The sequence below is a fragment of the Plantactinospora sp. CA-290183 genome (genome assembly GCF_050936375.1).
Taxonomy (GTDB): domain Bacteria; phylum Actinomycetota; class Actinomycetes; order Mycobacteriales; family Micromonosporaceae; genus Plantactinospora.
Genome location: NZ_JBNJMX010000007.1, coordinates 131,266 through 154,371, shown reverse-complemented (window position 1 = coordinate 154,371; position 23,106 = coordinate 131,266). Strand labels below are relative to the sequence as shown.

General features: G+C 73.7%; 18 protein-coding genes. 12 read left to right on the top strand and 6 right to left on the bottom strand.

What is annotated here, in order from left to right; genetic code table 11:
- Window positions 1–174 precede the first annotated feature (174 nt).
- The 6 genes from ACQEUR_RS15270 (at window position 175) to ACQEUR_RS15245 (ending at window position 7,475) form a co-directional block, all read left to right on the top strand.
- Window positions 175–1,794 (top strand): ABC transporter ATP-binding protein, encoded by a 1,620-nt coding sequence (locus ACQEUR_RS15270; RefSeq protein WP_433031037.1) that lies wholly within the window; start codon window positions 175–177, stop codon window positions 1,792–1,794.
- Window positions 1,791–3,212, top strand: coding sequence for an ABC transporter permease (locus ACQEUR_RS15265; protein WP_433030765.1), 1,422 nt, complete (start codon window positions 1,791–1,793; stop codon window positions 3,210–3,212). Before ACQEUR_RS15270 ends, ACQEUR_RS15265 begins: the two co-directional genes overlap by 4 nt.
- Window positions 3,213–3,220: 8 nt before the next feature.
- Complete coding sequence (locus ACQEUR_RS15260) at window positions 3,221–4,498, top strand: ABC transporter permease (RefSeq protein WP_433031034.1); 1,278 nt, start codon at window positions 3,221–3,223, stop codon at window positions 4,496–4,498.
- Window positions 4,499–4,529: 31 nt separating this feature from the next.
- Complete coding sequence (locus ACQEUR_RS15255; protein WP_433031031.1) at window positions 4,530–5,234, top strand: cytidine deaminase; 705 nt, start codon at window positions 4,530–4,532, stop codon at window positions 5,232–5,234.
- A 93-nt stretch (window positions 5,235–5,327) separates the two neighbouring features.
- Window positions 5,328–6,608, top strand: a complete 1,281-nt coding sequence (locus ACQEUR_RS15250; protein ID WP_433030762.1) for a thymidine phosphorylase — start codon at window positions 5,328–5,330, stop codon at window positions 6,606–6,608.
- Window positions 6,609–6,848: 240 nt separating this feature from the next.
- A complete protein-coding gene (locus tag ACQEUR_RS15245) occupies window positions 6,849–7,475 on the top strand; it encodes a DUF4272 domain-containing protein (RefSeq protein WP_433031028.1) in 627 nt (208 codons plus the stop codon).
- A 9-nt stretch (window positions 7,476–7,484) separates the two neighbouring features.
- Here ACQEUR_RS15245 and ACQEUR_RS15240 read toward each other — a convergent pair whose 3' ends face one another.
- Together ACQEUR_RS15240 and ACQEUR_RS15235 are read right to left on the bottom strand one after the other, a co-directional pair.
- Window positions 7,485–9,044 carry a carboxylesterase/lipase family protein gene (locus tag ACQEUR_RS15240; protein WP_433030759.1) on the bottom strand — a complete coding sequence of 520 codons (1,560 nt, stop codon included), beginning with the start codon at window positions 9,042–9,044 and terminating at the stop codon, window positions 7,485–7,487.
- Between the two features lie 81 nt (window positions 9,045–9,125).
- Window positions 9,126–10,034, bottom strand: a complete 909-nt coding sequence (locus tag ACQEUR_RS15235; RefSeq protein ID WP_433030756.1) for a putative RNA methyltransferase — start codon at window positions 10,032–10,034, stop codon at window positions 9,126–9,128.
- Window positions 10,035–10,133: 99 nt separating this feature from the next.
- Here ACQEUR_RS15235 and ACQEUR_RS15230 point away from each other — a divergent pair, with 99 nt between their 5' ends.
- The 5 genes from ACQEUR_RS15230 (at window position 10,134) to ACQEUR_RS15210 (ending at window position 16,695) form a co-directional block, all read left to right on the top strand.
- Entirely contained in the window at window positions 10,134–11,210 is a 1,077-nt protein-coding gene (locus ACQEUR_RS15230; protein ID WP_433030753.1) for an adenosine deaminase, read from the top strand.
- A gap of 619 nt (window positions 11,211–11,829) precedes the next feature.
- Window positions 11,830–15,222: a sensor histidine kinase gene (locus ACQEUR_RS15225; protein ID WP_433030750.1), complete on the top strand. Its 3,393-nt coding sequence runs from the start codon at window positions 11,830–11,832 to the stop codon at window positions 15,220–15,222.
- Entirely contained in the window at window positions 15,219–15,623 is a 405-nt protein-coding gene (locus tag ACQEUR_RS15220; RefSeq protein WP_433030747.1) for a roadblock/LC7 domain-containing protein, read from the top strand. Before ACQEUR_RS15225 ends, ACQEUR_RS15220 begins: the two co-directional genes overlap by 4 nt.
- A gap of 105 nt (window positions 15,624–15,728) precedes the next feature.
- Window positions 15,729–16,106 carry a DUF742 domain-containing protein gene (locus tag ACQEUR_RS15215; RefSeq protein ID WP_433030745.1) on the top strand — a complete coding sequence of 126 codons (378 nt, stop codon included), beginning with the start codon at window positions 15,729–15,731 and terminating at the stop codon, window positions 16,104–16,106.
- Between the two features lies 1 nt (window position 16,107).
- Window positions 16,108–16,695, top strand: coding sequence for a GTP-binding protein (locus tag ACQEUR_RS15210; RefSeq protein WP_433030742.1), 588 nt, complete (start codon window positions 16,108–16,110; stop codon window positions 16,693–16,695).
- Window positions 16,696–16,989: 294 nt separating this feature from the next.
- Here ACQEUR_RS15210 and ACQEUR_RS15205 read toward each other — a convergent pair whose 3' ends face one another.
- From ACQEUR_RS15205 to ACQEUR_RS15195, 3 genes are all read right to left on the bottom strand, one after another.
- Window positions 16,990–18,231 carry an ABC transporter substrate-binding protein gene (locus ACQEUR_RS15205; protein WP_433030739.1) on the bottom strand — a complete coding sequence of 414 codons (1,242 nt, stop codon included), beginning with the start codon at window positions 18,229–18,231 and terminating at the stop codon, window positions 16,990–16,992.
- Window positions 18,232–18,407: 176 nt separating this feature from the next.
- Entirely contained in the window at window positions 18,408–20,771 is a 2,364-nt protein-coding gene (locus ACQEUR_RS15200) for a transposase (protein ID WP_433030736.1), read from the bottom strand.
- A gap of 38 nt (window positions 20,772–20,809) precedes the next feature.
- Window positions 20,810–21,766: a DNA primase gene (locus ACQEUR_RS15195; RefSeq protein ID WP_433030733.1), complete on the bottom strand. Its 957-nt coding sequence runs from the start codon at window positions 21,764–21,766 to the stop codon at window positions 20,810–20,812.
- Window positions 21,767–21,916: 150 nt separating this feature from the next.
- Between ACQEUR_RS15195 and ACQEUR_RS15190 the strand changes: the two genes are divergently transcribed.
- Window positions 21,917–22,258 carry a PadR family transcriptional regulator gene (locus ACQEUR_RS15190; protein WP_433030730.1) on the top strand — a complete coding sequence of 114 codons (342 nt, stop codon included), beginning with the start codon at window positions 21,917–21,919 and terminating at the stop codon, window positions 22,256–22,258.
- Window positions 22,259–22,368: 110 nt separating this feature from the next.
- Here the strand turns inward: ACQEUR_RS15190 and ACQEUR_RS15185 are convergent, their stop codons facing one another.
- Entirely contained in the window at window positions 22,369–23,052 is a 684-nt protein-coding gene (locus ACQEUR_RS15185; protein ID WP_433030727.1) for a permease prefix domain 1-containing protein, read from the bottom strand.
- Between the last annotated feature and the right edge of the window lie 54 nt (window positions 23,053–23,106).

The window sequence follows — 23,106 nt, the reverse complement described above, 5'->3', positions numbered from 1 at the left end:
ACCCCGTTCGGGACGGCCGGCCGGACCGGTGACGGATCCGGACGATCCGGCCGCCCCGACCCTCGCGGGAGTCCGCTCCCACGCCGGTCGGGGCGGCCGGTCCACACCCGGCCGGCACCGGCCGGAGCGCTCCGCGAATGATCACCGTGTCGACCCGGTGGAGCAGCGGCTAGGCTGCACCATCCGCCCGCACCCCAGGAGGTTGCGCTGAGACTCGAACTGCGCGGCATCACCAAGCGGTTCGGTGACCTGGTCGCCAACGACCACATCGACCTGACGGTGGAGCCCGGAGAGATCCACGCGCTGCTCGGTGAGAACGGCGCGGGCAAGTCGACCCTGATGAACGTGCTGTACGGCCTGCTCCAGCCCGACGAGGGCGAGATCCTGGTCGACGGCGCGCCGCTGCGGCCCAAGGGCCCCGGCGACGCCATCGCGGCCGGCATCGGCATGGTGCACCAGCACTTCATGCTGGTCCCGGTCTTCACCGTGGCCGAGAACGTCATGCTCGGCGCCGAGCAGGTCCGCGGCGGCATCGCCGGCTTCCTCGACCGGCGGCGGGCCCGCCGCGAGGTGGCCGAGGTTTCCGACCGGTACAACCTGCGGGTCGACCCGGACGCGGTGATCGAGGACCTGCCGGTCGGCGTGCAGCAGCGGGTCGAGATCGTCAAGGCGCTCACCAGGGACGTGGACCTGCTGATCCTCGACGAACCGACCGCCGTGCTGACGCCGCAGGAGACCGAGGAACTCCTCGCGGTGATGCGGTCGCTCAAGGAGTCCGGCAAGTCGATCGTCTTCATCACCCACAAGCTCAAGGAAGTAAAGGCCATCGCCGACCGGATCACGGTGATCCGCCGGGGCCGGACCGTCGGTACGGCCGACCCGCGGGCGAGCGAGGACGAGCTGGCCGCACTGATGGTCGGCCGCACGGTGAACCTGCTGGTCGAGAAGGAGCCCGCCGAGCCCGGCGAGCCGGTACTGGAGATCGAGGGCCTGGTCGTCGACGACGAGCGCTCGATCCGCGCGGTCGACGGCGTCGACCTCACGGTGCGGGCCGGCGAGGTGCTCGGCGTCGCCGGGGTGCAGGGCAACGGCCAGACCGAGCTGATCGAGGCGTTGATGGGCCTGCGCCCGGTGCTCAGCGGATCGGTGAGCCTGGGCGGCCGGCGGATCGACGGCTGGTCGACCAAGCGGGTGCTGCGGGCCGGCGTCGGGTACGTCCCCGAGGACCGCAGCGTCGACGGGCTGGTCAAGGAGTTCAGCGTCGCGGAGAACCTGGTCCTGGACATCTACGACCAGCCGCCGTTCGGCTCCGGCCTGGCGCTGCGCCCGGACGCGATCGCCGCCTCCGCGCGGGAGCGGATCGCCCAGTTCGACGTCCGTACCCCGTCGGCGGAGGCGGCCGTCGGCACGCTCTCCGGCGGCAACCAGCAGAAGGTGATCATCGCCCGGGAGATGTCCCGGCCACTGAAGCTCTTCGTGGCCGCCCAGCCCACCCGGGGCGTGGACGTCGGGTCGATCGAGTTCATCCACCGCCGGATCATCCACGAGCGGGACATCGGCACCGCCGTACTGCTGGTCTCCTCCGAGCTGGACGAGGTGATCGGGCTCGCCGACCGGATCGCCGTGATGTACCGCGGCCGGATCCTCGGCATCGTCGGCCCGGACACCCCGCGCGAGGAGATCGGCCTGCTGATGGCCGGCATCACCGCGCCGGACGCCGCCGCCACGGCGGCGCCGGCGGCGACCGGGCCGGCGGCGTCCCCTGCTGACCCTGGCGATGAGGTACTCCGATGAGCGACGTGAACCGGCCCGGCGGCTCGGCCCCGGACGAGACGCCGGCCCGTGAGCTGGTCGAGGCGGGCGCGGTCAAGGCCGGCATCACCGCCACCGGCGGGACCGGCGCGGCCGAGGGCGCGAGCACCGGCGGCGCGACCGCCGAGGGTACGGGCGGGGCCGGCGACGGGCGGGCGGCGCTGACCGACGCCGGTGGCGGCCCGCTGCTGCTCCGGCTCTTCACCCAGAGCCTCTGGGCGGCGAACACCGTGACGGTGACCGTGCTCGCCGTCGTGCTGGCGATGTTCATCGGCGCCGTGCTGATCATCGTCTCCGACCCGGACGTGCTGGCCACGTACGGCTACATCACCGCCCGGCCCTCCGACGCGCTCAGCGCCAGTTGGGCGGTGGTCAGCGACGCGTACGCCAACCTGTTCAAGGGCGCGGTGGTCGACCCGGCGGCGGTGAGCGGCTGGCTCAACGGGACGAACGGCTGGCAGCCGGTCTTCGCGCCGATCTCCGAGACGCTGACGTACACCGCCCCGCTGGTCTTCACCGGCCTGGCGGTCTCGGTGGCCTTCCGGGGCGGCCTGTTCAACATCGGTGCGCAGGGCCAGGCCACCCTCGGGGTGATCCTGGCCGCGCTGGCCGGCTTCCTGCTGCCGCTGCCCCCGGTGGTGCACCTGATCGTCGCGCTGCTCGCCGGCGCGCTCGGCGGCGCGGTCTGGGGCTTCGTCCCCGGTTTCCTCAAGGCCCGCACCGGCGCCCACGAGGTGATCACCACGATCATGCTCAACTACGTCTCGATCTCCTTCCTGGCCTGGATCATCGTGCAGAAGGGGGTGCACGACCCGGCGCGCACCGACGCGATCAGCCGCCCCGTCGACGGCTCGGCCCAGTTGCCCCGGCTGCTCGGCGGCGACCTGCGGGTGCATCTCGGCATCGTGCTCGCCGTGGCGGCCACCTGGGGCGTCGCCTGGCTGCTCAACCGCTCCACCTTCGGCTTCGAGCTGCGCGCGGTCGGCGCCAACCCGGACGCGGCCCGCACCGCCGGGATCAGCGTCGGCCGGACGTACGTGCTGGTGATGGTGCTCGCGGGCGCGCTCTCCGGACTCGGCGGCGCCAACATGGTGATCGGTACCACCGCCACCGCGCTCACCCCGCTGGTGATCGCCCAGATCGGCTTCGACGGCATCCTGGTGGCACTGCTGGGCCGGGTGAAGCCCTGGGGGGTGGCGCTGGCCGCGCTGCTCTTCGGCGCGTTGCAGGCCGGCGGCAACCGGATGCAGTCGTACGCCAGCATCTCGCTGGAACTGGTCACCGTGCTGCAAGCGATGATCGTCATCTTCATCGCCGCGCCGGCCCTGGTGAAGGCGATCTTCCGGCTCCGGGCCGCCCGGGCCGCCCGGTTGCAGACGAGCCTCGCGAAGGGCTGGTGACACCACCCATGTCCACGATGGTCGTCGAGGACGTCGCCGTCGCCGTACGGCAGGGTTTCTGGACCCGCGACCGGAAGATCGGCCTCGGCGCGCTGCTGCTCGGGCTGGTCGCGGCGGTGCTCTTCGGGGCGCTCGCCACCGGCCAGGACGCGCGGTTCACGCTCAGCGAGGACGCGGGCGGCGCGGCCGTGGCGGTCAACGGCACCGTCGGCGCGGTGCTCTTCGGCCTGATCGCCGCGGCGGCCGGCGGGGCGCTGCTGGCCGGGCTGCCGAAGCGGTGGTTCACCCCGCTCCTCGGCGTCGCCGTGCTCGGCGTGGTGCTCTCCTTCCTCTGCTGGCAGGTCTCGGCGGCACCGCCCGGTCAGAACTTCATGCCGCTGGTCAACATCGTCCGGGGCACGTTCATCCTGGCCCTGCCGCTGATCTTCGGCGCCCTCGCCGGGGTGCTCTGCGAGCGCTCCGGCGTGGTCAACGTGGCGATCGAGGGACAACTGCTGATGGGCGCGTTCTGCGGCGCGCTGGTCGGCACGCTCGCCGCGAGCGCCTGGATCGGGCTGGTCGCCGCCGCCCTCGGCGGGGCGTTCATCTCGCTGCTGCTGGCGGTCTTCACCATCCGCTACCTGGTCGACCAGGTCGTGATGGGCATCGTGCTCAACCTGCTCGCGCTCGGCCTGACCGGCTTCCTCTACGAGCGGCTGATGCAGACGAACGCCGAGCGGTACAACCAGCCGCCCCGGTTCGAGTCGTGGCCGATCCCGGTGCTGAGCGACATCCCGGTGCTCGGCCCGGCGCTGTTCCGGGGGAACATCTTCCTCTACCTGGCGCTGCTGCTGGTGCTCGTGATCCACGTCGCGCTGTACCGGACCCGGTGGGGGCTGCGGACCCGGTCGGTCGGGGAGCACCCGACCGCCGCCGACACCCTCGGGGTGAAGGTGCTGGCGCTGCGCTACCGCAACGTGCTGCTCGCCGGCATGGTCGCCGGGGTCGGCGGCGCCTCCTACACCCTCGCGCTCTACACCTTCAGCAAGAACATGATCGGCGGAAAGGGCTTCATCGCCCTCGCCGCGCTGATCTTCGGACGGTGGAGTCCCACGGGTGCGCTGCTGGCCGCGCTCTTCTTCGGCTTCGCCGACCAGCTCGGCACCTACCTCGGCGCGATCGACAGCAGCATCCCCAGTGAGTTCCTGGCGATGCTGCCGTACCTCGCCACGCTGCTGGCCGTGGCCGGCCTGGTCGGCAAGGTGCGGGCACCGGCCGCCGACGGCAAGCCCTACATCAAGGGCTGACCTGCGAACGTGCAGGATGGGGGACGTGACGATGGAGATTGACTGGGCGCGGCTGCGGGCCGCCGCCACCGACGTGATGCGGCACGCGTACGCGCCGTACTCGAACTTTCCGGTCGGGGCGGCGGCGCTGGTCGACGACGGACGGATCGTGGTCGGCTGCAACGTGGAGAACGCCGCGTACGGCGTGACGCTCTGCGCCGAGTGCGGGGTGGTCTCCGCGCTGCACGCCTCCGGCGGGGGAAAGCTGGTCGCGCTCTCCTGCGTCGGCGCCACCGGTGAGCCGCTGATGCCCTGCGGCCGGTGCCGGCAACTGCTCTGGGAGCACGGCGGGCCGGACTGCCTGGTCGAGGCGGAGCCCGCCCCGCTGCGGATGGCCGAGCTGCTGCCGCACGCCTTCGGCGTGCAGGACCTGGAGGCGATCGCCGGGTCCCGGCAGGTGCCGGCGGTGCCGGAGGCGCTGGCCGCGTGGCGGGGCCGGGGCACCGTCTTCCTGCATCCGGACGTCTCCGGCGGCCAGCGGGTCTGGACGGGCTACTGGGAGCGGGCCGCCGGCGACGCCTCCGACGCGCCGACCGGCGTACTGGAGGAGGCGCCGACCTGGGCGGACGTCGCCGACGCGGTGATCTGGGCGCAGGCGCGTACGCCCCGGGTCGTGGTGGTCGACGCGGACGGTGCGATGTTCTGGGCCGGCGAGGCCGAGCCGCCGGCCGAGATCCCGGCCCGCTGGGGTGGCTGAGATCGGCGCCCGGGTGGGTGCCGGGCACGGGACCGGGTCGACCACGAGGAAGTCGACCACGAGGAAGTCGACCACGAGGAAGAGGAACTGTCTGTGAGTGGGTTCGCCGCGGTCGACGTGATCCGGACCAAGCGGGACGGCGGGGTGCTCTCCGACGAGCAGATCGACTGGGTGGTCGACGCCTACACCCGGGGCGTGGTCGCCGACGAGCAGATGTCGGCGCTGGCCATGGCGATCCTGCTGCGCGGGATGCGGCCGGCCGAGGTCGCCCGGTGGACCGCCGCGATGATCGCCAGCGGGGAGCGGCTGGACCTCTCCGGGATATCCCGGCCGACCGTGGACAAGCACTCCACCGGCGGCGTCGGCGACAAGATCACACTGCCGCTCACCCCGCTGGTGGCGGCCTGCGGCGCCGCCGTACCGCAGCTCTCCGGCCGCGGCCTCGGGCACACCGGGGGCACCCTGGACAAGCTGGAGTCGATCCCCGGCTGGCGGGCGACGCTGAGCAACGACGAGTTCGTCGCGCAGCTGGCGAAGCTCGGCGCGGTGATCTGCGCGGCCGGCGAGCGGCTCGCCCCGGCCGACCGGAAGCTCTACGCGCTGCGCGACGTCACCGGCACTGTCGAGGCCATCCCGCTGATCGCCAGCTCGATCATGAGCAAGAAGATCGCCGAGGGTACCGGCGCGCTGGTCCTCGACGTCAAGGTCGGCTCCGGCGCGTTCATGAAGTCGCCCGAGGACGCCCGGGAACTGGCCCACACCATGGTCGAGCTGGGCGGCGCGCACGGCGTACGCACGGTCGCCCTGCTCACCGACATGTCGACGCCGCTCGGGCTGGCCGTCGGCAACGCGGTCGAGGTCACCGAGTCGGTCGAGGTGCTCGCCGGCGGGGGACCGGCCGACATCGTCGAGCTGACCCTCGCGCTGGCCCGGGAGATGCTCGACGCCGCCGGGTTGCCCGACGCCGACCCGGCACGGGCGCTCTCCGACGGCCGCGCCATGGACGTCTGGCGGGCCATGGTCGCCGCGCAGGGCGGTGACCCGGACGCCCCGGCACCCGTCGCCCCGGAGGTCGAGATCGTCCGGGCCGACCGGGACGGCTACCTGGCGGCCGTCGACGCGTACGGGATCGGCCTGGCGGCGTGGCGGCTCGGCGCCGGCCGGGCCCGCAAGGAGGACCCGGTGAGCGCGGCGGCCGGTGTGGTGCTGCGCCGCCGGCCGGGCGACCGGGTACGCGCCGGAGACGCCCTCTACGAGCTGCGGGCCGACGACGCCGGGCGGATTGCGGCGGCCCGGGCGACCGCCGAGGCGGCGGTGTCCGTCTCGCCCGACCCGCCGGCCGTGCCGCCGCTGGTCATCGGCCGGATCGGCTAGCCGGAGCGCGGCCGGCGGCTGGTGACCCGACGCGCCGCACCGGGGCGATGGTGCCGCCGCCCGCGAGCCGCTATCCTGCCTCGCCGGGGGGAACCACGGGTGCCGGGTCGGGTGGATCCGCCACGGCATCCGGTGTCGTGGGCGCCCCGCGCCCGGGGCGACTCCGACGCGACGGGAAGCTGAGCTGTGACCGTACCCGCTCCGGACCCTCAGACGGTCCGCGCCGCCAACGTGGAGGAGATGCGCCGGCTGCGGCTGCCGCTGCCGCCGGCCCAGTTTCCCCTGGTGTGGGAGCCGGGCGACGAGGTCGAGCTGCGGCCGACCGCCGAACTGGAGGCGCGGATCGCCGTACTGCACCTGGTGCTGGCCCGCTGTTTCGGCATGCCGCCCGAGGTGGGCATGAGCTGGCTGCTCGGCTCACACCTGGTCGAGGCGGTGACCCCGCCGGAGTGGCAGTTCGTGATGGGCAGCCGGGGCGACCACCGCTCCTTCGTCCTGCACCACGACGCGGTCTTCGCGCTGGCCTGGCTGCTCGGGCTGAGCCGGCACCTGGACCCGATGGCGGCGACCGACGAACGGCTCATGGAGCGGCTGCCCCACCTGACCGCCGGGGAGACCTTCACCCAGTGGCGGTCGCGCACCCTCGCCGCGCCCCGGGACGCCGCCGAGGCCGCCGCCGTGCTCGACTTCTACTACTGCCTCGACTGGGCCTACCTGGAGGCGGAACGGGAGGGCCGGCGCCTGCCCGGCATGATCGACAGCAACGCGATCGGCCAGCGCCGGTGGGCGTTGGAGTGGGCGGTCGTCTTCCGGGGCCCGTACCACGACCCGCCGCCCGGCTGGGAAGAGGTGGATCTCTCCACCTGACCGGTCGGGTCAGGCGTCCGCGCTGGCCCAGAGGTCGCAGTGGTGCTCGGCGTCGAGGTCCACCGGCCCCACCGCGTCGGGCCCGAGGGACTGCGCGGCGTGCCGGGACCAGTGCGGCAGGCCCCGGCCGTTCGGGTCGCCGGTGGCGGCGAAGCGCGTCCAGTACCCGATCATCCGCTCGGAGAGCCGCTGCTGCGCCGGGTTCAGCGTGACCGGCCGGACGCGCAGGTCGTGCAGGTAGGGCAGCTCGGCGCCGTGGTACGCGCCCATCGGGTACGGCGGCGGTTGCGGCAGGGCGAAGATCTGCGGCGCCGTACGGTCGGCGAACTCGTACCGGTAGTACGGCACCCGCTCGGCGATGTGCCGACCGCTGGCCGCGCTCGGGCAGACGTACGCCCGGTCGGTGATGATCGCGGCCCAGGCCAGGCTCGGCGAGCCCGCTTCCGCGTACCGCGCGGCGACCTCGGCGGCCCGGTCGCCGAAGGCGCTGCCGAGCAGCCACTGGTAGGTCGGCTCGTCGATGGAGTCGGGGAAGAAGGTGGCGACGAAGAAGCGGCCCTCGTCCCGGGTGTGGCCGGCCAGCACCGGCACCCGGTTGAACCGGCCCGCCCGCAGCGCCTCGGCCGGGTGCAGCGGCAGCAGCGGGGTGTCGAAGGCCGGGCTCCAGTAGACATCGGCGATCGCCAGCAGGTCGGCGACGTCGCGGCCGCGCAGGCAGTCGAGGTCGGCGCAGCCGATCGACCCGGCCGCCGCCGAGCCGAGCGACTCCGCCAGGGTACGCGGCTTCCAGGTGTCCAACTCCGCGCCGAGCACCGGCAGGATGACGGCGACCGGGTTCGCCGTCGAGCAGGAGCCGCTCTGCAGGATGGCCCGGTGGAAGAGGCCGGCGGCGGTCGGCGAGGCCAGCTGGGCGCAGACCCCGTCCGCGCCGGCCGACTCGCCGAAGAGGGTGACGTTGCGCGGGTCGCCGCCGAAGAACGCGGCGTTGCGGCGGACCCAGCGCAGCGCGGCCTGCTGGTCCTGTAGGCCGAAGGTGCCCGAGTCGGCCAGCCCCGGATAGCCGAGGAAGCCGAGGATGCCGAGCCGGTAGTTGACGGTCACCACGACCGCGTCCCCGGTGACGGCGAGACGGCGTACGTCGAACTCGCTGCCGGCGCCGTTGCGCAGCCCGCCGCCGTGCAGCCAGACCAGGACCGGACGCGGCCGGGTCGACCGGCGCAGCGGGGTGGTCACGTTGAGATGGAGGCAGTCCTCGTCCACGCTGGCCGGCGATCCGACGACCGGGTCGGGGTGCTGCGGGCACGGGCTGCCCGGCCTCGTCGCGTCCCGGATCCCGGACCAGGGCGCGGCCGGGCGCGGCGCCCGCCACCGTGACTCGCCGGTCGGCGGTGCCGCGTACGGGATGCCGTCGAAGCTGCGCACGTCGGCGCCGACGGTGCCGCGGACCAGACCCCGGTCGGTGCGGACCACGTCCCGGGCGGGTACTGCGGCTGCCGGCGCGGGCGCCAGCGCGGCGGCGCCGAGCAGGACCGCCACCATCGTCGTCGTCACCAGCCGGCTGCCTCGCATGCCGAAGATCATTCCACGGCCCCCGGCGCGACGGGTGCCCGTGCGGGTGTCCGTGCCCCGCTTTCCGGAACCCGGTCCGGCTCAGCGCGGCCGGTACCCGGCGATGCGTACCGAGGCGGTCACCCGTACCGGGTCGGGCAGCCCGGCGATACGCTCGTCGAGGCGGGCCGGCTCGGTGTGCCAGGCGCTCGGTCCCATTCCGACCAGGGTGCGTACCTCCTCCCGGCGCAGCGACAGCGTGCGCCGCCGCGGCATCGCCGCGACCGGCGCGAAGTACCCGGCCAGCCCCTCGGCGAGCCGCTCCTCCTTGTCGGGGTCGACCCGCAGCAGGTCGAGCCGGTCGACCAGTTCGCCGAGGTGCTCGGCCGTCGGGGTGACCACCAGCAGCACCCCGTCCGGGCGCAGTACCCGGTGGAACTCCGGACCGTTGCGCGGCGCGAAGACGTTGAGCAGCAGGCCCACCGAGTCGTCGGCGAGCGGCAGCCGGCGCCAGGTGTCGCAGAGTGCGGCCCCCAGCCGGGGGTGCGCACGGGCCGCCCGGCGCAGCGCCGGCTTCGACACGTCCAGGGCCAGGCCGGTGGCGGACGGCAGGGCGTCGAGAACCGCGCCGAGGTGCTGGCCGGTGCCGGCGCCGGCGTCGACCACCAGCCCGGGGTACCCCGGCGAGGTCCCCGGCGGCGGGGCCAGCCGCCCGGCCAGTTCGGCGAGTGCGGTGGAGATCAGGTCGTAGTGGCCGGCGGTGAGGAACTCGTCCCGGGCGGCGACCATCTCCGCGCTGTCCCCGGAGTGCGGCGTCCGGCCCGCCGTCAGGTTGACGTACCCCTGCCGGGCGACGTCGAAGGTGTGCCGCTGCGGGCAGCGCAGCGCCGCCGTCCGGGGCGCCGGCCCGGCCTCGCCGGCGGCGGCCGCCGGGTCGTTGGTGGCCGGGACCGCGACCAGCGGTTGACCGCAGACCGGGCAGCGCAGCCAGCGCAGGATCTCGGGGGGCACCGGGCCACCATACGGCCGCCGACCGGTGCGCCGGCGCGCCCCCGCCACGCCTGCGACCTGCGGCGCGACCCCGTCCGGCCGGCCTACTAATGTCTGTGCATGGTGGCAATCGGATACGAAGAAATCGTCAAGGCGCCCAAGGCGTTGCTGCACGACCACCTGGACGGCGGGCTGCGCCCGGCGACGGTGGTCGAGCTGGCCGACGCGGTCGGGCACCCGCTCCCGACCACGGATGCCGAGGAACTCGGCCGCTGGTTCGTCGCCGCGGCCGACTCCGGATCGCTGGAACGGTATCTGGAGACCTTCGCGCACACCGTGGCGGTCATGCAGACCGCCGACGCGCTGCACCGGGTCGCCGCCGAGTGCGCGCTCGACCTGGCCGCCGACGGCGTGGTCTACGCGGAGGTCCGGTTCGCCCCGGAGCAGCATCTGGAGCGGGATCTCCACCTCGACGAGGTGGTGGAGGCGGTGCTGGCCGGCTTCGCCGAGGGTTCCGCGACCGCCGCCGCGGCCGGCCGGCCGATCCGGGTCGGCACGCTGCTCACCGCCATGCGGCACGCGGCACGGTCGCACGAGATCGCCGAACTCGCCGTACGGCACCGGGACAGCGGTGTGGTCGGGTTCGACATCGCCGGTGCGGAGGCGGGCTTCCCGCCCACCCGGCACCTGGACGCCTTCGAGTACCTGCAGCGGGAGAACTTCCACTTCACCATCCATGCCGGAGAGGCCTTCGGACTGCCCTCGATCTGGCAGGCGATCCAGTGGTGCGGCGCCGACCGGCTCGGGCACGGGGTGCGGATCGTCGACGACATCACCACCGGTGCCACCCCGGTGCTCGGCCGGCTGGCCGCGTACGTGCGGGACAAGCGGATACCGCTCGAACTGTGCCCGTCGTCCAACGTGCAGACCGGCGCGGTGCGGTCGATCGCGGAGCATCCGATCGGACTGCTGCGGGACCTGCGTTTCCGGGCCACCGTCAACACCGACAACCGGCTGATGAGCGGCACCTCGATGTCCCGGGAGATGGCCCTGCTGGTGGAGGCGTTCGGCTACGGCTGGGCCGAGTTGCAGTGGTTCACGATCAACGCGATGAAGAGCGCCTTCATCCCGTTCGACGAACGGCTCGCCATCATCAACGAGGTGATCAAGCCGGCGTACGCCAAACTCCTGCCCTGAACGGGGTCCCGGGTCCGCTCCCGGCTTCTGCCCGGAACGGAGAAATGTCGGGAGGGCCCTTTGGTTCGGAAAAATGCCGGAGTGGTCAGTTCGGCGGACCGGGCGGACATTCGACGGTCCGCACGGATCGCGTAATCCGGCACTTCGACCTTGCCGGACCGGAGCGGTCGGGCAATGGTTTCCACCGCCGCGGCGAGGTGATCGCATCGGCGCTATCGCAGGCCGGCGGCGAGTCGGGCAGTGGGCGCTGGTCGATCCGGGTGTGGAGGAGGCGATCCGCGCCCGCGCGGCGCGGGAGCGTACAGTTCCACCCGTCGGCGCGGAGGGCGCGGGCCGCAATGTCCCGTCAGCCCGGTACGAGGCGGGAGACGACTGCCCGGATTCGGTAGCCGGTGGGCAGTGGACAACGTGGACAGGATGTGTGACTACTCTGCGTGACCGCAAAAAGACAGATCGCTGTCAAATCTCGGATACATCCCGGCGTGCCCCCGGCAGGGGACAACCTGGGCTTTCTCTTTGAGTTGCGTCGTGATGGAATCTCGGAGGTCCGACCCGTCCGGGTCGGTCGATCGGCGGTGCCCTCGGCCATCGATAGGGTGCTGGACGGGAAGGCGGTGACGTGAGCAAGCGGCCGAAGACAACCCATTCGTTCCTGTCGCGTCTCCGCTGGCCGGTCGGTCGGCTCCGGGACATGCCGATCTGGTCCAAACTGGGCCTCATCATGATCGCTCCGACCATCGCCATCGTGGTGGTCGGCACGACGGGGCTCATCGACCACCTGGAGACGCTGGACGGCGCCGACCGCGCGCACACCCTGGCCACCCTCTCCGAGGCCTCCGGCGAGCTGGTGCACGACCTGCAGGACGAGCGGGCCGGCGCCGTACTCCTGCTCGGGGCCGATCCCGGCAACGCGACGAACCGGCAGAAGTACCTCGACGCCTACAACAAGGTGCACCCGGTCGTCGACGGCGCCAAGGGCCCGTACTCCGACCGGCGGGCACAGCTCGAGGGGCTGCCCGCCAACTTCGACTCCCTGCTCGACCGGATCGACCAGGGCCTGGCCGACCTGCCCGGCATCCGCAGCCAGGTGGTCAACGCCAAACTCAAGCTGACCGACGCCGCCCAGTCGTACGAGGGTCTGATCAGCGACCTGCTCGACATCCGCGACTCGGCGTCGCAGCTCGCCGGCGACACCACGCTCAGCGAGCGGATGCGCGCCGCGGCGGCGACCGCGCGGGCCAAGGAGTTCCTGTCGATGCGCCGCGTGGTGGTGCACCGGGCGCTGATCGACGGCAAGCTGACCCCGGTGCTGCTCACCGACTACATCGCGACCGAGACCGGTCAGCAGCAGGCGCTGCAGAGCTTCCAGACGGTGGCCAACCGGGACGAGGCCGAGTTCTACGAGCAGACGGTGGCCGGTTCCGAGCAGCGCGAGGCCGACAACTACAGCGGCTGGATCCGGGGCAAGACGGACGACAACATGGCGGACGCGCCGTTCGACGCGGACGACTGGGACGCCGCGATGGTCGGCAACGCCGAGCTGATTCGCCGGGTGGAGGTCAGGCTCGACCGCGACGTGCTCGACCAGGCCGACACGCTCCGCTCGGACGTGCAGCGCCAGGTCCTCCTGGAGACCAGCCTGCTGCTCAGCATGCTGCTGCTGGCGATCCTCTTCGCCTTCCTGGTCGCCCGTTCGATGGCCCGCTCGCTGCGGGAGCTCCGGCACGGCGCGCTCTCCATCGCCCAGTACGGACTGCCGCACGCGGTGTCGCGGCTGCGTGACCCGCAGGTGACCGCGCAGATGTCGCCGGTGCAGGTGGCCAACCAGATCGCCGAGCCGCTGCCGGTCCGCAGCAAGGACGAGTTCGGCCAGGTGACCGAGGCGTTCAACGCGGTCCACCTGGAGGCCGTCCGGACCGCCGCCGAGCAGGCCGCGCTGCGTTCCTCGGTCGCGACGATGTTCGTCAACCTGGCCCGCCGTTCCCAGATCCTGGTGGACCGGCTGATCGGCCACCTGGACCGGTTGGAGCGCGGCGAGGAGGACCCGGACCGGCTGGCCGAGCTGTTCCAGCTCGACCACCTCGCCACCCGGATGCGGCGCAACGACGAGAACCTGCTGGTGCTCGCGGGGGCCGACTCCACCCGCGTGCAGCGGGAGCCGGCGGCCCTGATCGACGTGCTCCGCGCCGCGCAGTCCGAGGTGGAGCACTACACCCGGATCGAGTTCGGCACCATCGACCGCGACATCGAGGTCCAGGCGCACGCCGTCAACGACCTCGTGCACCTGGTCGCCGAGCTCTTCGACAACGCCACCGCCTTCTCGCCGCCGGACTCGCAGGTCATGGTGGAGGCCCGGCGGACGGGTGACCGTGCGGTGCTCTACGTCGAGGACCGGGGCATCGGCATCAGCGCGGACCAGCTTGCGGACCTCAACGAACGGCTCGGCACGCCGCCGATGGTGGACGTGACCGTCTCCCGGATGATGGGTCTGGTCGTGGTCGCCCGGCTGGCCACCCGGCACGGGGTGAAGGTCGAACTGCGCCCGGGTTCCGACCGTGGCACGGTCGCCGACGTGACGCTTCCGACGTCGGTGCTGATCCCCCGGGCGCTCTCCGGCCGGCTGCCCCACCCCGGTGCGCCGGCGGCGCCCGCCCAGCCGCTGCCGCCGGCCCAGCAGCGTCCGACCTTCGGCGCCCCGCTCGCGCTGGAGAGCGGTCCGACCGCTCCGCCGCCGCGCGGCACCGACCGGGACACTCCGCCGATCGGCCGCCCCTTCGATTCGGTGATGAACGGCGGTGGCCACGCCACCCCGAGCACCCCGGTCCGGAACATGCCGGCCTGGTCCGACCTGACCGGCGCCCGCGCCGGGCTGAACGGGGGCGACCCGTTCACCCCGCGGACCCCCAACGGGCAGGACGTCGAACCACTGCCGCAGCGGCGGTCCACGGACCAGGGCGAGACGGTCACCAACGGTGACGGCTCGCCGGGGCTCAACATCCCCCGGCAGTTGCCGAGCACGCCGGAGGTCCGCTCGCCCGACCCCGGCCCGGCGTTGCCGCCCGCGGCCGCGTTGCCGCCGGCCCCGTCCCCGCCGTCGGTCTCCGCTCCGCCTCCGCTTCCGGGGCCGCCGGCCCCGTCGTTCGGGGGGCCGCCCCGTACGGTCACGCCGCCACCCGCCCCGAGCGGGCCGCGGTCGGCACCACCGCCGCCTCCCGCCCCGCCGTCGGCTCCGCCGGCGTGGCCGCCGGTCAACACCCCCGACCGGGACGCCTCGGCGCCACCCGTGCCGGAGCGGTTGGCCGCGGCGCTGGACATGACCACCGAACTGCCCCGGATGGCCCGGCCCCCGGCCGAGCAGCCGGCGTCCGGACCGACCCGGCCGAAGTTCGCGGACGAGACGATGGAGCTGCCGATCTTCCGGGAGCTGGAGTCGGCCTGGTTCCGGACCAGGCGGACCCCGGAGGATGCGGGTCCGACGCCGCAGGCGACCGGGCCCCGGAACCAGGTGACCAGCCAGGTCGCCACCGTGGACGCCGCCCCGGCGCCGGAACAGGCCCCGCCCGCGCCGGTGAACGGCCCGCCGGTGACGAACGTGTCGGCGGGACAGGGCCAGGGCGGTCGGGCCGGCTACGGCAACGGTGCGGCCAGGCCCGGCGACGGACCGGGCGGCGAGGGCTGGCAGACGGCGGCCGACGCCGGTTGGCGCGCGGCCATGGCGGCCACGTCGGCCCCCGCCACGAGCGGCCAGACGACCCAGGCCGGGCTACCCAAGCGGACGCCGATGGCACAGTTGGTGCCGGGAGGTGTGGAGAAGCCGACGACCTCGGTGCAGCGCCGTACACCGGAGGCGGTTCGCGGTCTGCTGTCGGCGTACCACCGTGGGGTGCAGCGTGGCCGCACGCATCCCTCGGACGAGCAGTTGACCAACCCGGAGGCGACTCCGACAGGGCAGCAATCCCCCCAGGCCGATGGCCCGGCGGCAGCACGCGGCCAGAAGGAGCATGAAGGATGACATCTACGCAGGATCTCGGTTGGCTGTTGGCCAACTTCGCCGATCGTGTGCCCGGCGTCGCCCACGCGATCGCCGTCTCGGCGGACGGTCTGCTCCTGGCGTCGTCACGGGACCTCCCGCGGGACCGGGCCGATCAGCTCGCCGCGATCGCGTCCGGGCTGGTCAGCCTCACCCAGGGGGCGGCGCGCTGCTTCGAGGGTGGGGCGGTGCTGCAGACGGTTGTCGAGATGGACAATGGTTTCCTGTTCCTGATGTCCATCTCGGACGGCTCGTCGTTTGCGGTGCTCGCCGCCCGCAGCTGCGACGTCGGTCAGGTGGGGTACGAGATGGCGTTGCTCGTCGACCGGGTGGGTGACGCGTTGACGCCATCGCCGCGGGCCGCGGCGGGGATGCTGAGTTAGCGATACCCGGTTGGCGTGACGCCAACCGGTGCGACGACAACGGAACAACGACGTACTCCAGGTTTTTGGGCCTCGGGCAGGACGAGAGGGGGGTGAGCGGCGATCATGGTCGAACGGGACGAGCCGACGGGCGCGCTGGTGCGGCCGTACGCCGTCACTCGCGGTCGTACCAGGCCGAGGCTCGACATCGCTCTGGAGGCGCTCGTCGAGACGACGGTGCGCGGTCGGACCGCCGGGAACGGCAATGGCGGTCAGGGCCGGGAGCATCAATACATCGCCGCGCTGTGTGACGGTCGGCTGCAGTCGCTCGCGGAGATCGCGGCGCGGATGCAGTTGCCGCTGGGAGTGGCTCGGGTTCTTATCGCCGACATGGCCGCCGACGGCCTGGTTGCGGTGCACGAGCCGACAATCTTGGATGATTCAAACGACGCGGTGGGCACTGAACTGCTGGAGAGGGTGCTGAGTGGACTTCGCAGGCTCTGACATGTCGCACCGCCCAACGGCCGGGCGCGTGACATCGGCGAAGATCGTCATCGCCGGTGGCTTTGGCGTCGGCAAGACGACGCTGGTCGGCTCGGTCTCGGAGATCACGCCGTTGACCACCGAAGCGATCATGACGTCGGCTGGTGTGGGCGTCGATGACACGCGTCAGGTACCGGGCAAGACGACCACCACGGTCGCCATGGACTTCGGTCGGATCTCGATCGACCGGGACCTGATCCTCTACCTGTTCGGCACACCGGGCCAGACGCGGTTCTGGTTCATGTGGGACGAACTGGTACGGGGAGCGATCGGGGCGGTGGTCCTGGTGGACACCCGCCGACTGGCCGACTGCTTCGCGGCCATCGACTTCTTCGAGCACCGGCGGCTGCCGTACCTCGTGGCGATCAACTGCTTCGACGGTATGCAGTACCACGACCCGCAGGACGTGCGGGACGCGCTGGCGATCTCGAGCGAGGTGCCGGTGGTCGCGTGCGACGCCCGTAACCGGGACTCGACCAAGCACGTACTGATCTCGCTGGTCGAGTACGTGCTCACGATGCGGCGCTCGCGCGCCGTCGCGCCCGCCTGATCGGCGTGGCCGTCGCCTGAGGCGGCCCTACGCCGTCGGGCGGGTGCCCGGTGCCGTCGCCGTGCTGCCGTCCGCCGCTACACCGGCTCGCGGGCCGGTCGCCCGGTGTCGGCGCGGCCCCGCCTGCGGTGCCGTGTCGGGTGCCCGGCGCTGTCGCCGGTACCCGGTCGCGCGCCTCGTCGCGCGCAGCTTCGTCGCGGGCGCGTCGCCCCGCCCGCCCTCTCGCGGAGCCCTCGCCGGGCTCCCGCCCCGGCCGATCCCGCTGCTGGTTCCCGCCCCTGCCCGCCGCAGCGGTCAGGAGATCCGGCTCCAGGCGCCCCTGCTGACCTTGAAGACGCCGAGCGAGCCCGCCTCCATCCCGCCGTGCCGGATCGGCCCGAAGGAGTACGCCCCGGCGATCCCCTCGGTCACCTGGTTCTGCAGGTAGGCCCGCAGCCGCCCCCGGTCGACGCTCTTGCCCAGCCGGGCGGCGTTCGCGATGAGCTGCAGCGCGTCCGAGGCGTACGGGGCGAAGCCGCTGAACGAGCCGTACTGCCGCAGGTAGCGGAAGACGAAGTCGCGGCGGGCGAGGCCGGCGCTGGTGGTGTTGGTCAGCGACGAGCCGCTCAACGAGATGGGGTGTACGACGTACGCGCCCTCGACGGCCGGTGTGTTGTCGGGGGAGAGGGTCTCCTCGGCGACCGCACCGGCGTCGAAGAAGATGTCCCCCTCGTAGCCGGCATCGCGCAGCGCCCGGGCGGCGGCACCCGAGGTGGGGGCGGTCGCCCAGACGACGACGGCGTCGGGTTCCCGGTCGAGCACCCGGCGTACGGCCGCCCCGAGGTCCGGTTCCGCCCCACCCGGCAGCCGGGCGACCCGGACCAGCTCCTGCTCCAGCGTCTCGAAAGCCCGTGTGACGGCCTGTACGCCCGAGTCGCCGTGTGCCCCTGTCCCGGCTAGCAGGGCGACCCGTTCGTGCTTCTGCGTGCGGATGAGCCGGGCGAGTGCCCGCGCCACGTCGCGGGAGTCGGGGGCGAGCTTGTACACGTAGGTCCGCTGGGCGAGCGGCAGCGCGATGCCGTCGGCGGAGGCGAGGGAGACGAACGGCACCTGCTGGTCCTGCACGACCGGGATCATCGCCAGCGAGGTCTCAGCGAGGCAGCCGCCGAGCAGCGCGTGCACGTTCTCCCGGGCGGCCAGCTCGGTTGCCTGCCGGGCGGCGATCCCGGGATCGCTGGCGTTGTCCTGGACGATCAGCCGGATCCGGCGGCGCTGGTTGCCCACCGGAATGCCGTCGGCGTTGAGCTGGTCCAGGGTGATCCGCAGGGCACGTTCCTGGAGCACACCCAGCGACTGGCCGACGCCGGTGAGTTCGAGGCTGGCCCCGATCACCAGCTCGCCGGACTCCCGGCGCGGCGGCCGGACGTCGCCGGTCTCCCGGCCACACGCGGCGAGCGCGCCGCCGGCCGCCGCGACAAGGAATCCACGACGGCCCAACCGCCATCCCCCGACCGCCGGTGCCGCCATCTCCGCCGCCGCCTCCCATGCCCTGGTCACGGGGGTCGCCCGTGGTCCGCGGGTATGGTCCCGAGCGGTGCTGTGTGCCGTCAACACCCTGAGGTGTGGCCAGGAACACGCAGGTCAACGGTCGTCCGAGGCTGATCGGCCGGTCAGCCGTCCGCAGCCGTCCGAGCGGTCAGCCCGGCCGGCCGGATGCGGGACCCGGGGACGGGCTAGGAGCGGTAACCGGCCGACCGGTACTCGTAGTCGTCGGCCTGGGCCCGGTGGTCCTCGGGGTCGCGGCTGAAGTCCCAGCCACCGGCGGCCTCCCGGCCGGGACGGCCGCCGACCGCGTACCCGCCGATCTCCTGGCCCCGCCGCCAGCCGCGGAAGTAGCCGGTGGTGTGCTCGGCGATCCGGGCCGCGTCGCGGACGATGCGCAGTGGACGCTCGTCGCGCAGCGGGGAACCGGGCACCAGGTTGGCCTGGGGTACCCGCTTGGGCAGTCCGGCTCCGGTCGAGGCGCCCACCGACGGGCGGGCGGCCTGCTCGGCGGCGCGCCAACCGCTGTCCGCCGTCGGCGACCACTCCACCTCGGTCTCGTCCGGCTGGCCGGTGAACCACGCCGAGCGTGCCGCGGCGAAGATCAGCAGATCGCCGTCGCCCTCGTCGGAGACCGGCGGCTCGCCGTGCTCGACGCCCAGCCGCGCGTGCACGGCCGGGCCCACCTGCGTGGTGGGCTCCGGCTCGACCAGGCGCAGTGGCGGGTTGTCGGCGGGCGGCTCGTCGCGCAGCGCCCGGTCGGCCAGGGGCGGCGGTTCGACCAGGCGCAGCGCGGGCGGCTCCGGTGGCAGGTCGTCCGCCTGCCAAGGCGGCATCACCCGGCCGTCGGCGGGTGCCGAGCTGGTGGGCCGGTCGCGGTCGGCCGGTCCGCCCGGGAATCCGTACGCCGAACCCGGCTGGCCGGCCGGCCGGTCGTCCCGGTCCTCGCCGGAGTTGACCAGGGGCCAGTTCGCCCGGGAGCCCGGCGGCGCCGCCGGCTCCGGTCGGGTCGCCGGCACCGGCACGGTGAGACCGGCCGCGCTGATCGTGCCCGAGCGGGACGGGTCCCCGTTGGTCTTCGGTCGCGGCGTGATCGGGGTCGGCCGCTGGCGCTCACTGCGGGCGCTGTTGATCGCCGCCGTGGTGAGGGTGGCCCGGAAGGGTTCACCCGCCTCGGCCGGCGGGACGGAACCGCGCTGGGCCGGCGCGGGGTTGAGTCCCGGCGGCGGAGGCGGCGCCGAGACCGGCCGGTTGGCCGGCGGCCCGTCGGCGGCGTGGTAGGCGGGGGGCGCCGACGCGGGCCGGACGCCGTGCGACGTCCGGGGCGGAGCGGAGACCGGCGGTGCCGAGGTCGGCATGGCGGCGGCGGGCGCGAGCGGACGCGCCGGGGCGGGGGCGACCGGAGGCGGCGCCATCGGCGGCGGGCCGATCGGGGAGGGCGCGACCGGGGGCGGTCCCAGCGGTTGCGGCCGGACCGGCATGCCGTTGCCGGGCGCCGGCTGCGGCCGACTCCGGCGGCCGGCGGGCGCCGGTTCCCGGTTTCCGGGCGGCGCGGGCGGCAGCCCGGGGCCGGGCGCCGAGGTGGCCACCCGGGGAGCGGGCTCGTCGGGCCGGCGTCCGGTCCGTGGGGCCGCCGTCTGCGGTGGCACGGTCACCCGGGCGACCAGGGTCGCCACCAGGGCGTCGCAGCCCGCGTCGCAGGCACGGACCGCCGCGACGGCCTGGCGTACGGTCTCGGCGGCGGCCGAGGTGAGCGCCTTGTTGGCCGGGCGGCGCGGTGTCTCGGCGATCGCCACCCCGAGCGCGGTCACCGCCTCGGTGATGATGTCGGCCTCGGCGACACCGTCGGCGGCGAGATGCGCCGCGATGGCGTCCGTGGCGACCGAGGCGTCCCGGCCGCGGGCACCGGTGCCGCCGAGCATGCCCGGTTCGGGCAGGGCGTCGAGCACGGCGAGGGAGACCGGTTCGGCCGGATCGGGATAGGCCCGTAACGCGGCCGGGTAGAGCTCGCGCAGCACCTCGCGCAGGGCCACGGCGGCGGCGTGCCGGCCGTTGGCGAGCGCGGCGTGCGCGGCGAGCACCGGCTTGTAGCCGGCGAGTTCGCGTGGCGCCGGCAGGGTGGCCGCGGAGAGCGCACCGGCCTGCAACGCCCGGGCCAGTCCGACCGCCCGGCGCTGCGCCGGGGCGGCCTCCCGCTCCTCCAGTGACTCGTCGTCGGCGAACCGCTCGGCGAAGTCGTCGACGGAGTCGTCGTCCGCGATCGCCAGTGGACGTCCCGCCGCGCTGAGCAGCGAGGTCACCAGGTGGTCGTCGCTGTCGGCCGCGACCGCCGCGCCGCTCGGACCGCTCGCCCGCTCGGCGAGCACCGCGCCGAGCCGGGCATAGCCGACCGGGTCATCGGTGATCTCGCAGACATGGAGCAGTCGGCCTGCGTCGTCGACCACCGCGGACGTCAGCGTCGAGCCGGACGAAGCCGGCCGACCAGCTGGATCCGCGGAGGCCAGACCGCAGTACACCCGCACGAGCGCCACGGCGTCGTCCTCCTCCCGAGACACAAGTGGTGCGCCAAAGACTGATGCTCCCTGGTAAGGGGCTAATCGCGCCAGTCCACGGCGGCAGAGATCTTGCCGATAATCGTGCGCCATCCCAAACTTGCGGTTTGTGCCCCGATTTTCTTGAGACGGCGCCGCCCGCGGAAGCCGCCCAGACCGCCGCCGACGGTCGCGCGCAGCGCCTCGTCGAGGTCGTCCAGGCTGGAGCCGGACGAGAGCATGTCCAGTACGGCGGGGAGGCGGAGCGCGTAGGCCAGGTCGCGGGCGACCTCGCCGGCCTCGATGAGCAGGGTGGCGTCCCAGACGTCGTGGCCACCGCGCAGGTTCTCCACGACGAGGTCGAGCTCGTAGGAGTCCTCGTCCAGCGCCACGACGTCGGCCGGTTCGATCCGCTCGACCAGCTGGTCCCAGGTGTCGAGCTCGGCCAGGTCGTGGGGGGCGCCGGAGCGGACGAAGGTGACGAGCGACTCCGGGCTCTTGAACAGCAGCAGCCGGCCCCGGTGGGTCAGGAAGGCGGGGACCTCTTCGTCCTCGGTCTCCTCGTCCTCCTCCTTGTCGGATTCGTCCTCGTCGGCCAGCGCCTCGTCGCCGTCGGCCGACTTGCGGCCGCGTCCGGACTCCGCCTCGTCGTCCTCCTCGGCGAACTGCTCGGCCAGCTCCTCGTCGAGGATCACGACCGCGTCGTCGTCCTCCTCGACCTCCACCGGGCGGGCCCGGCTGGCGAACACGTCGTCCTGGTCGCGTTCCTCGACGTCGGTCGGGGTGACCTGGCTCGCGGGGCGGTACGCCCGCAGGGTGAAGCCGGAGCCGGCGGGCAGGGCGATCTCGACCGGGTCGATCCGGACGTCCTCCCACAACGACCGGTCGCCGGTCGTCGCGGCCCCGTCCCGGTCGGCGGCGCTCGCCGTCGCTTCGGTCTCGGTCTGCTCGGGCTCGGTGGACCCGCCGCTCTCGACGGGCTCGTCGGTTTCGGGCCGGTGGGACGACTGGCGGGCCACGCTGACCTCCGTGTGCGCTCGGAATGGGCACCCGACCCGGCGAGGAGCCGGCGGATCGGTGACTCTGCGCACACACCCTAGTCGGCCAACCTGGAACGTGGATGCCGGCCCCGTTGGACTTCGATCCGCATATTAGTAGGCTTGCTACCTATGAACCCGCAGGCGCTGCACGGGCATCTCGACGCGTTGCTGCTCGCGGTGCTCGAAGGCGGTCCGCTGCACGGCTACGCCATCATCGAGGCGCTCAAGGGACGCAGCGGCGGTGTGCTGAACCTCCCCACCGGCACCATCTATCCGGCGCTGCGCCGGATGGAGCGGGCCGGCTATGTGGACAGCAGTTGGAGCCGGGTCAACGGGCGGGAGCGCCGCACCTACCGGTTGACCGGCGCCGGACACCGCGCCCTGGTGGCCGAGCGGACCGGTTGGCAGGAGTTCAGCTCGACGGTGGGCCGCTTCCTCGGTGGCGTGGAGCCGCCGCACGCGCCGGCCTGAACCGGCCGACCGCCGGTGGCCGCCGCCGGCCGTCGGCGAACCCGCCGGGCCGCCGGTCGGTCGGCCGGGCCCGCCGGGCCGCCGGTCGGTCGGCAGCGGCGCTCAGCGGGTCAGCGGGCGGCGGTCAGGCAGCGTACGGCGCCGTGGCCGAGCCAGGCGTGCAGGAGGCAGAGCAGCGGCAGGCCCACCAGCATCGGCGGCCAGCGCAGCGCCCCGGCCCAGAGGTCGACGGACCAGGCGTACAGGCCGATCCCGCCGAGGCAGCCGAGCGCGACCGCCCCGGTCAGGACCACTCCGATCACCCGGGCCAACCGGACGGATCCGGGCCGGCCGTGTCGGGCGCTCCACACCCACCAGCCGAGGCTGGCCAGCGCGAGCGGCCCGCAGCCCAGCCAGAGCCAGTCCAGCGAGTCGCCGAGCAGCAGGTAGCCGGCGGGCGGGCGGGGGCCGGTCCACGGTGCACCCCGCCAGACCCAGTCGGCGCCGAGCATGAGCAGCAGCCAGGCCACCACCACCCGTACCGAGAGGCTCCGGGCCGCACCGGCGGCCAGCTCCGCCTGGTAGCCGGCGGCGACCTCGCCCACCGGACCGAACTCGCGGACCGCCCGCCGCTGTGCGGCGGCCGGATCCAGGCCCTCGGCCCGGTAGCCGGCCGCGGCGTCGAGCAGGCTGTGCCGGGCCTCGGTGAGCAGATCCGCCCTGGTCCGGGCCGGTCCGGTCAGCGCCCGGTCCAGGCCGCGGAGGTACGCCTCGATCGCGGTCCGGTCCGTCCCCGTCGCCCCGGTGCCCCGCATGGAGCCCAGCCTGCCACGGCGGGGCCCCGCCGGTCTCCGGGTCTTTCCCGGATT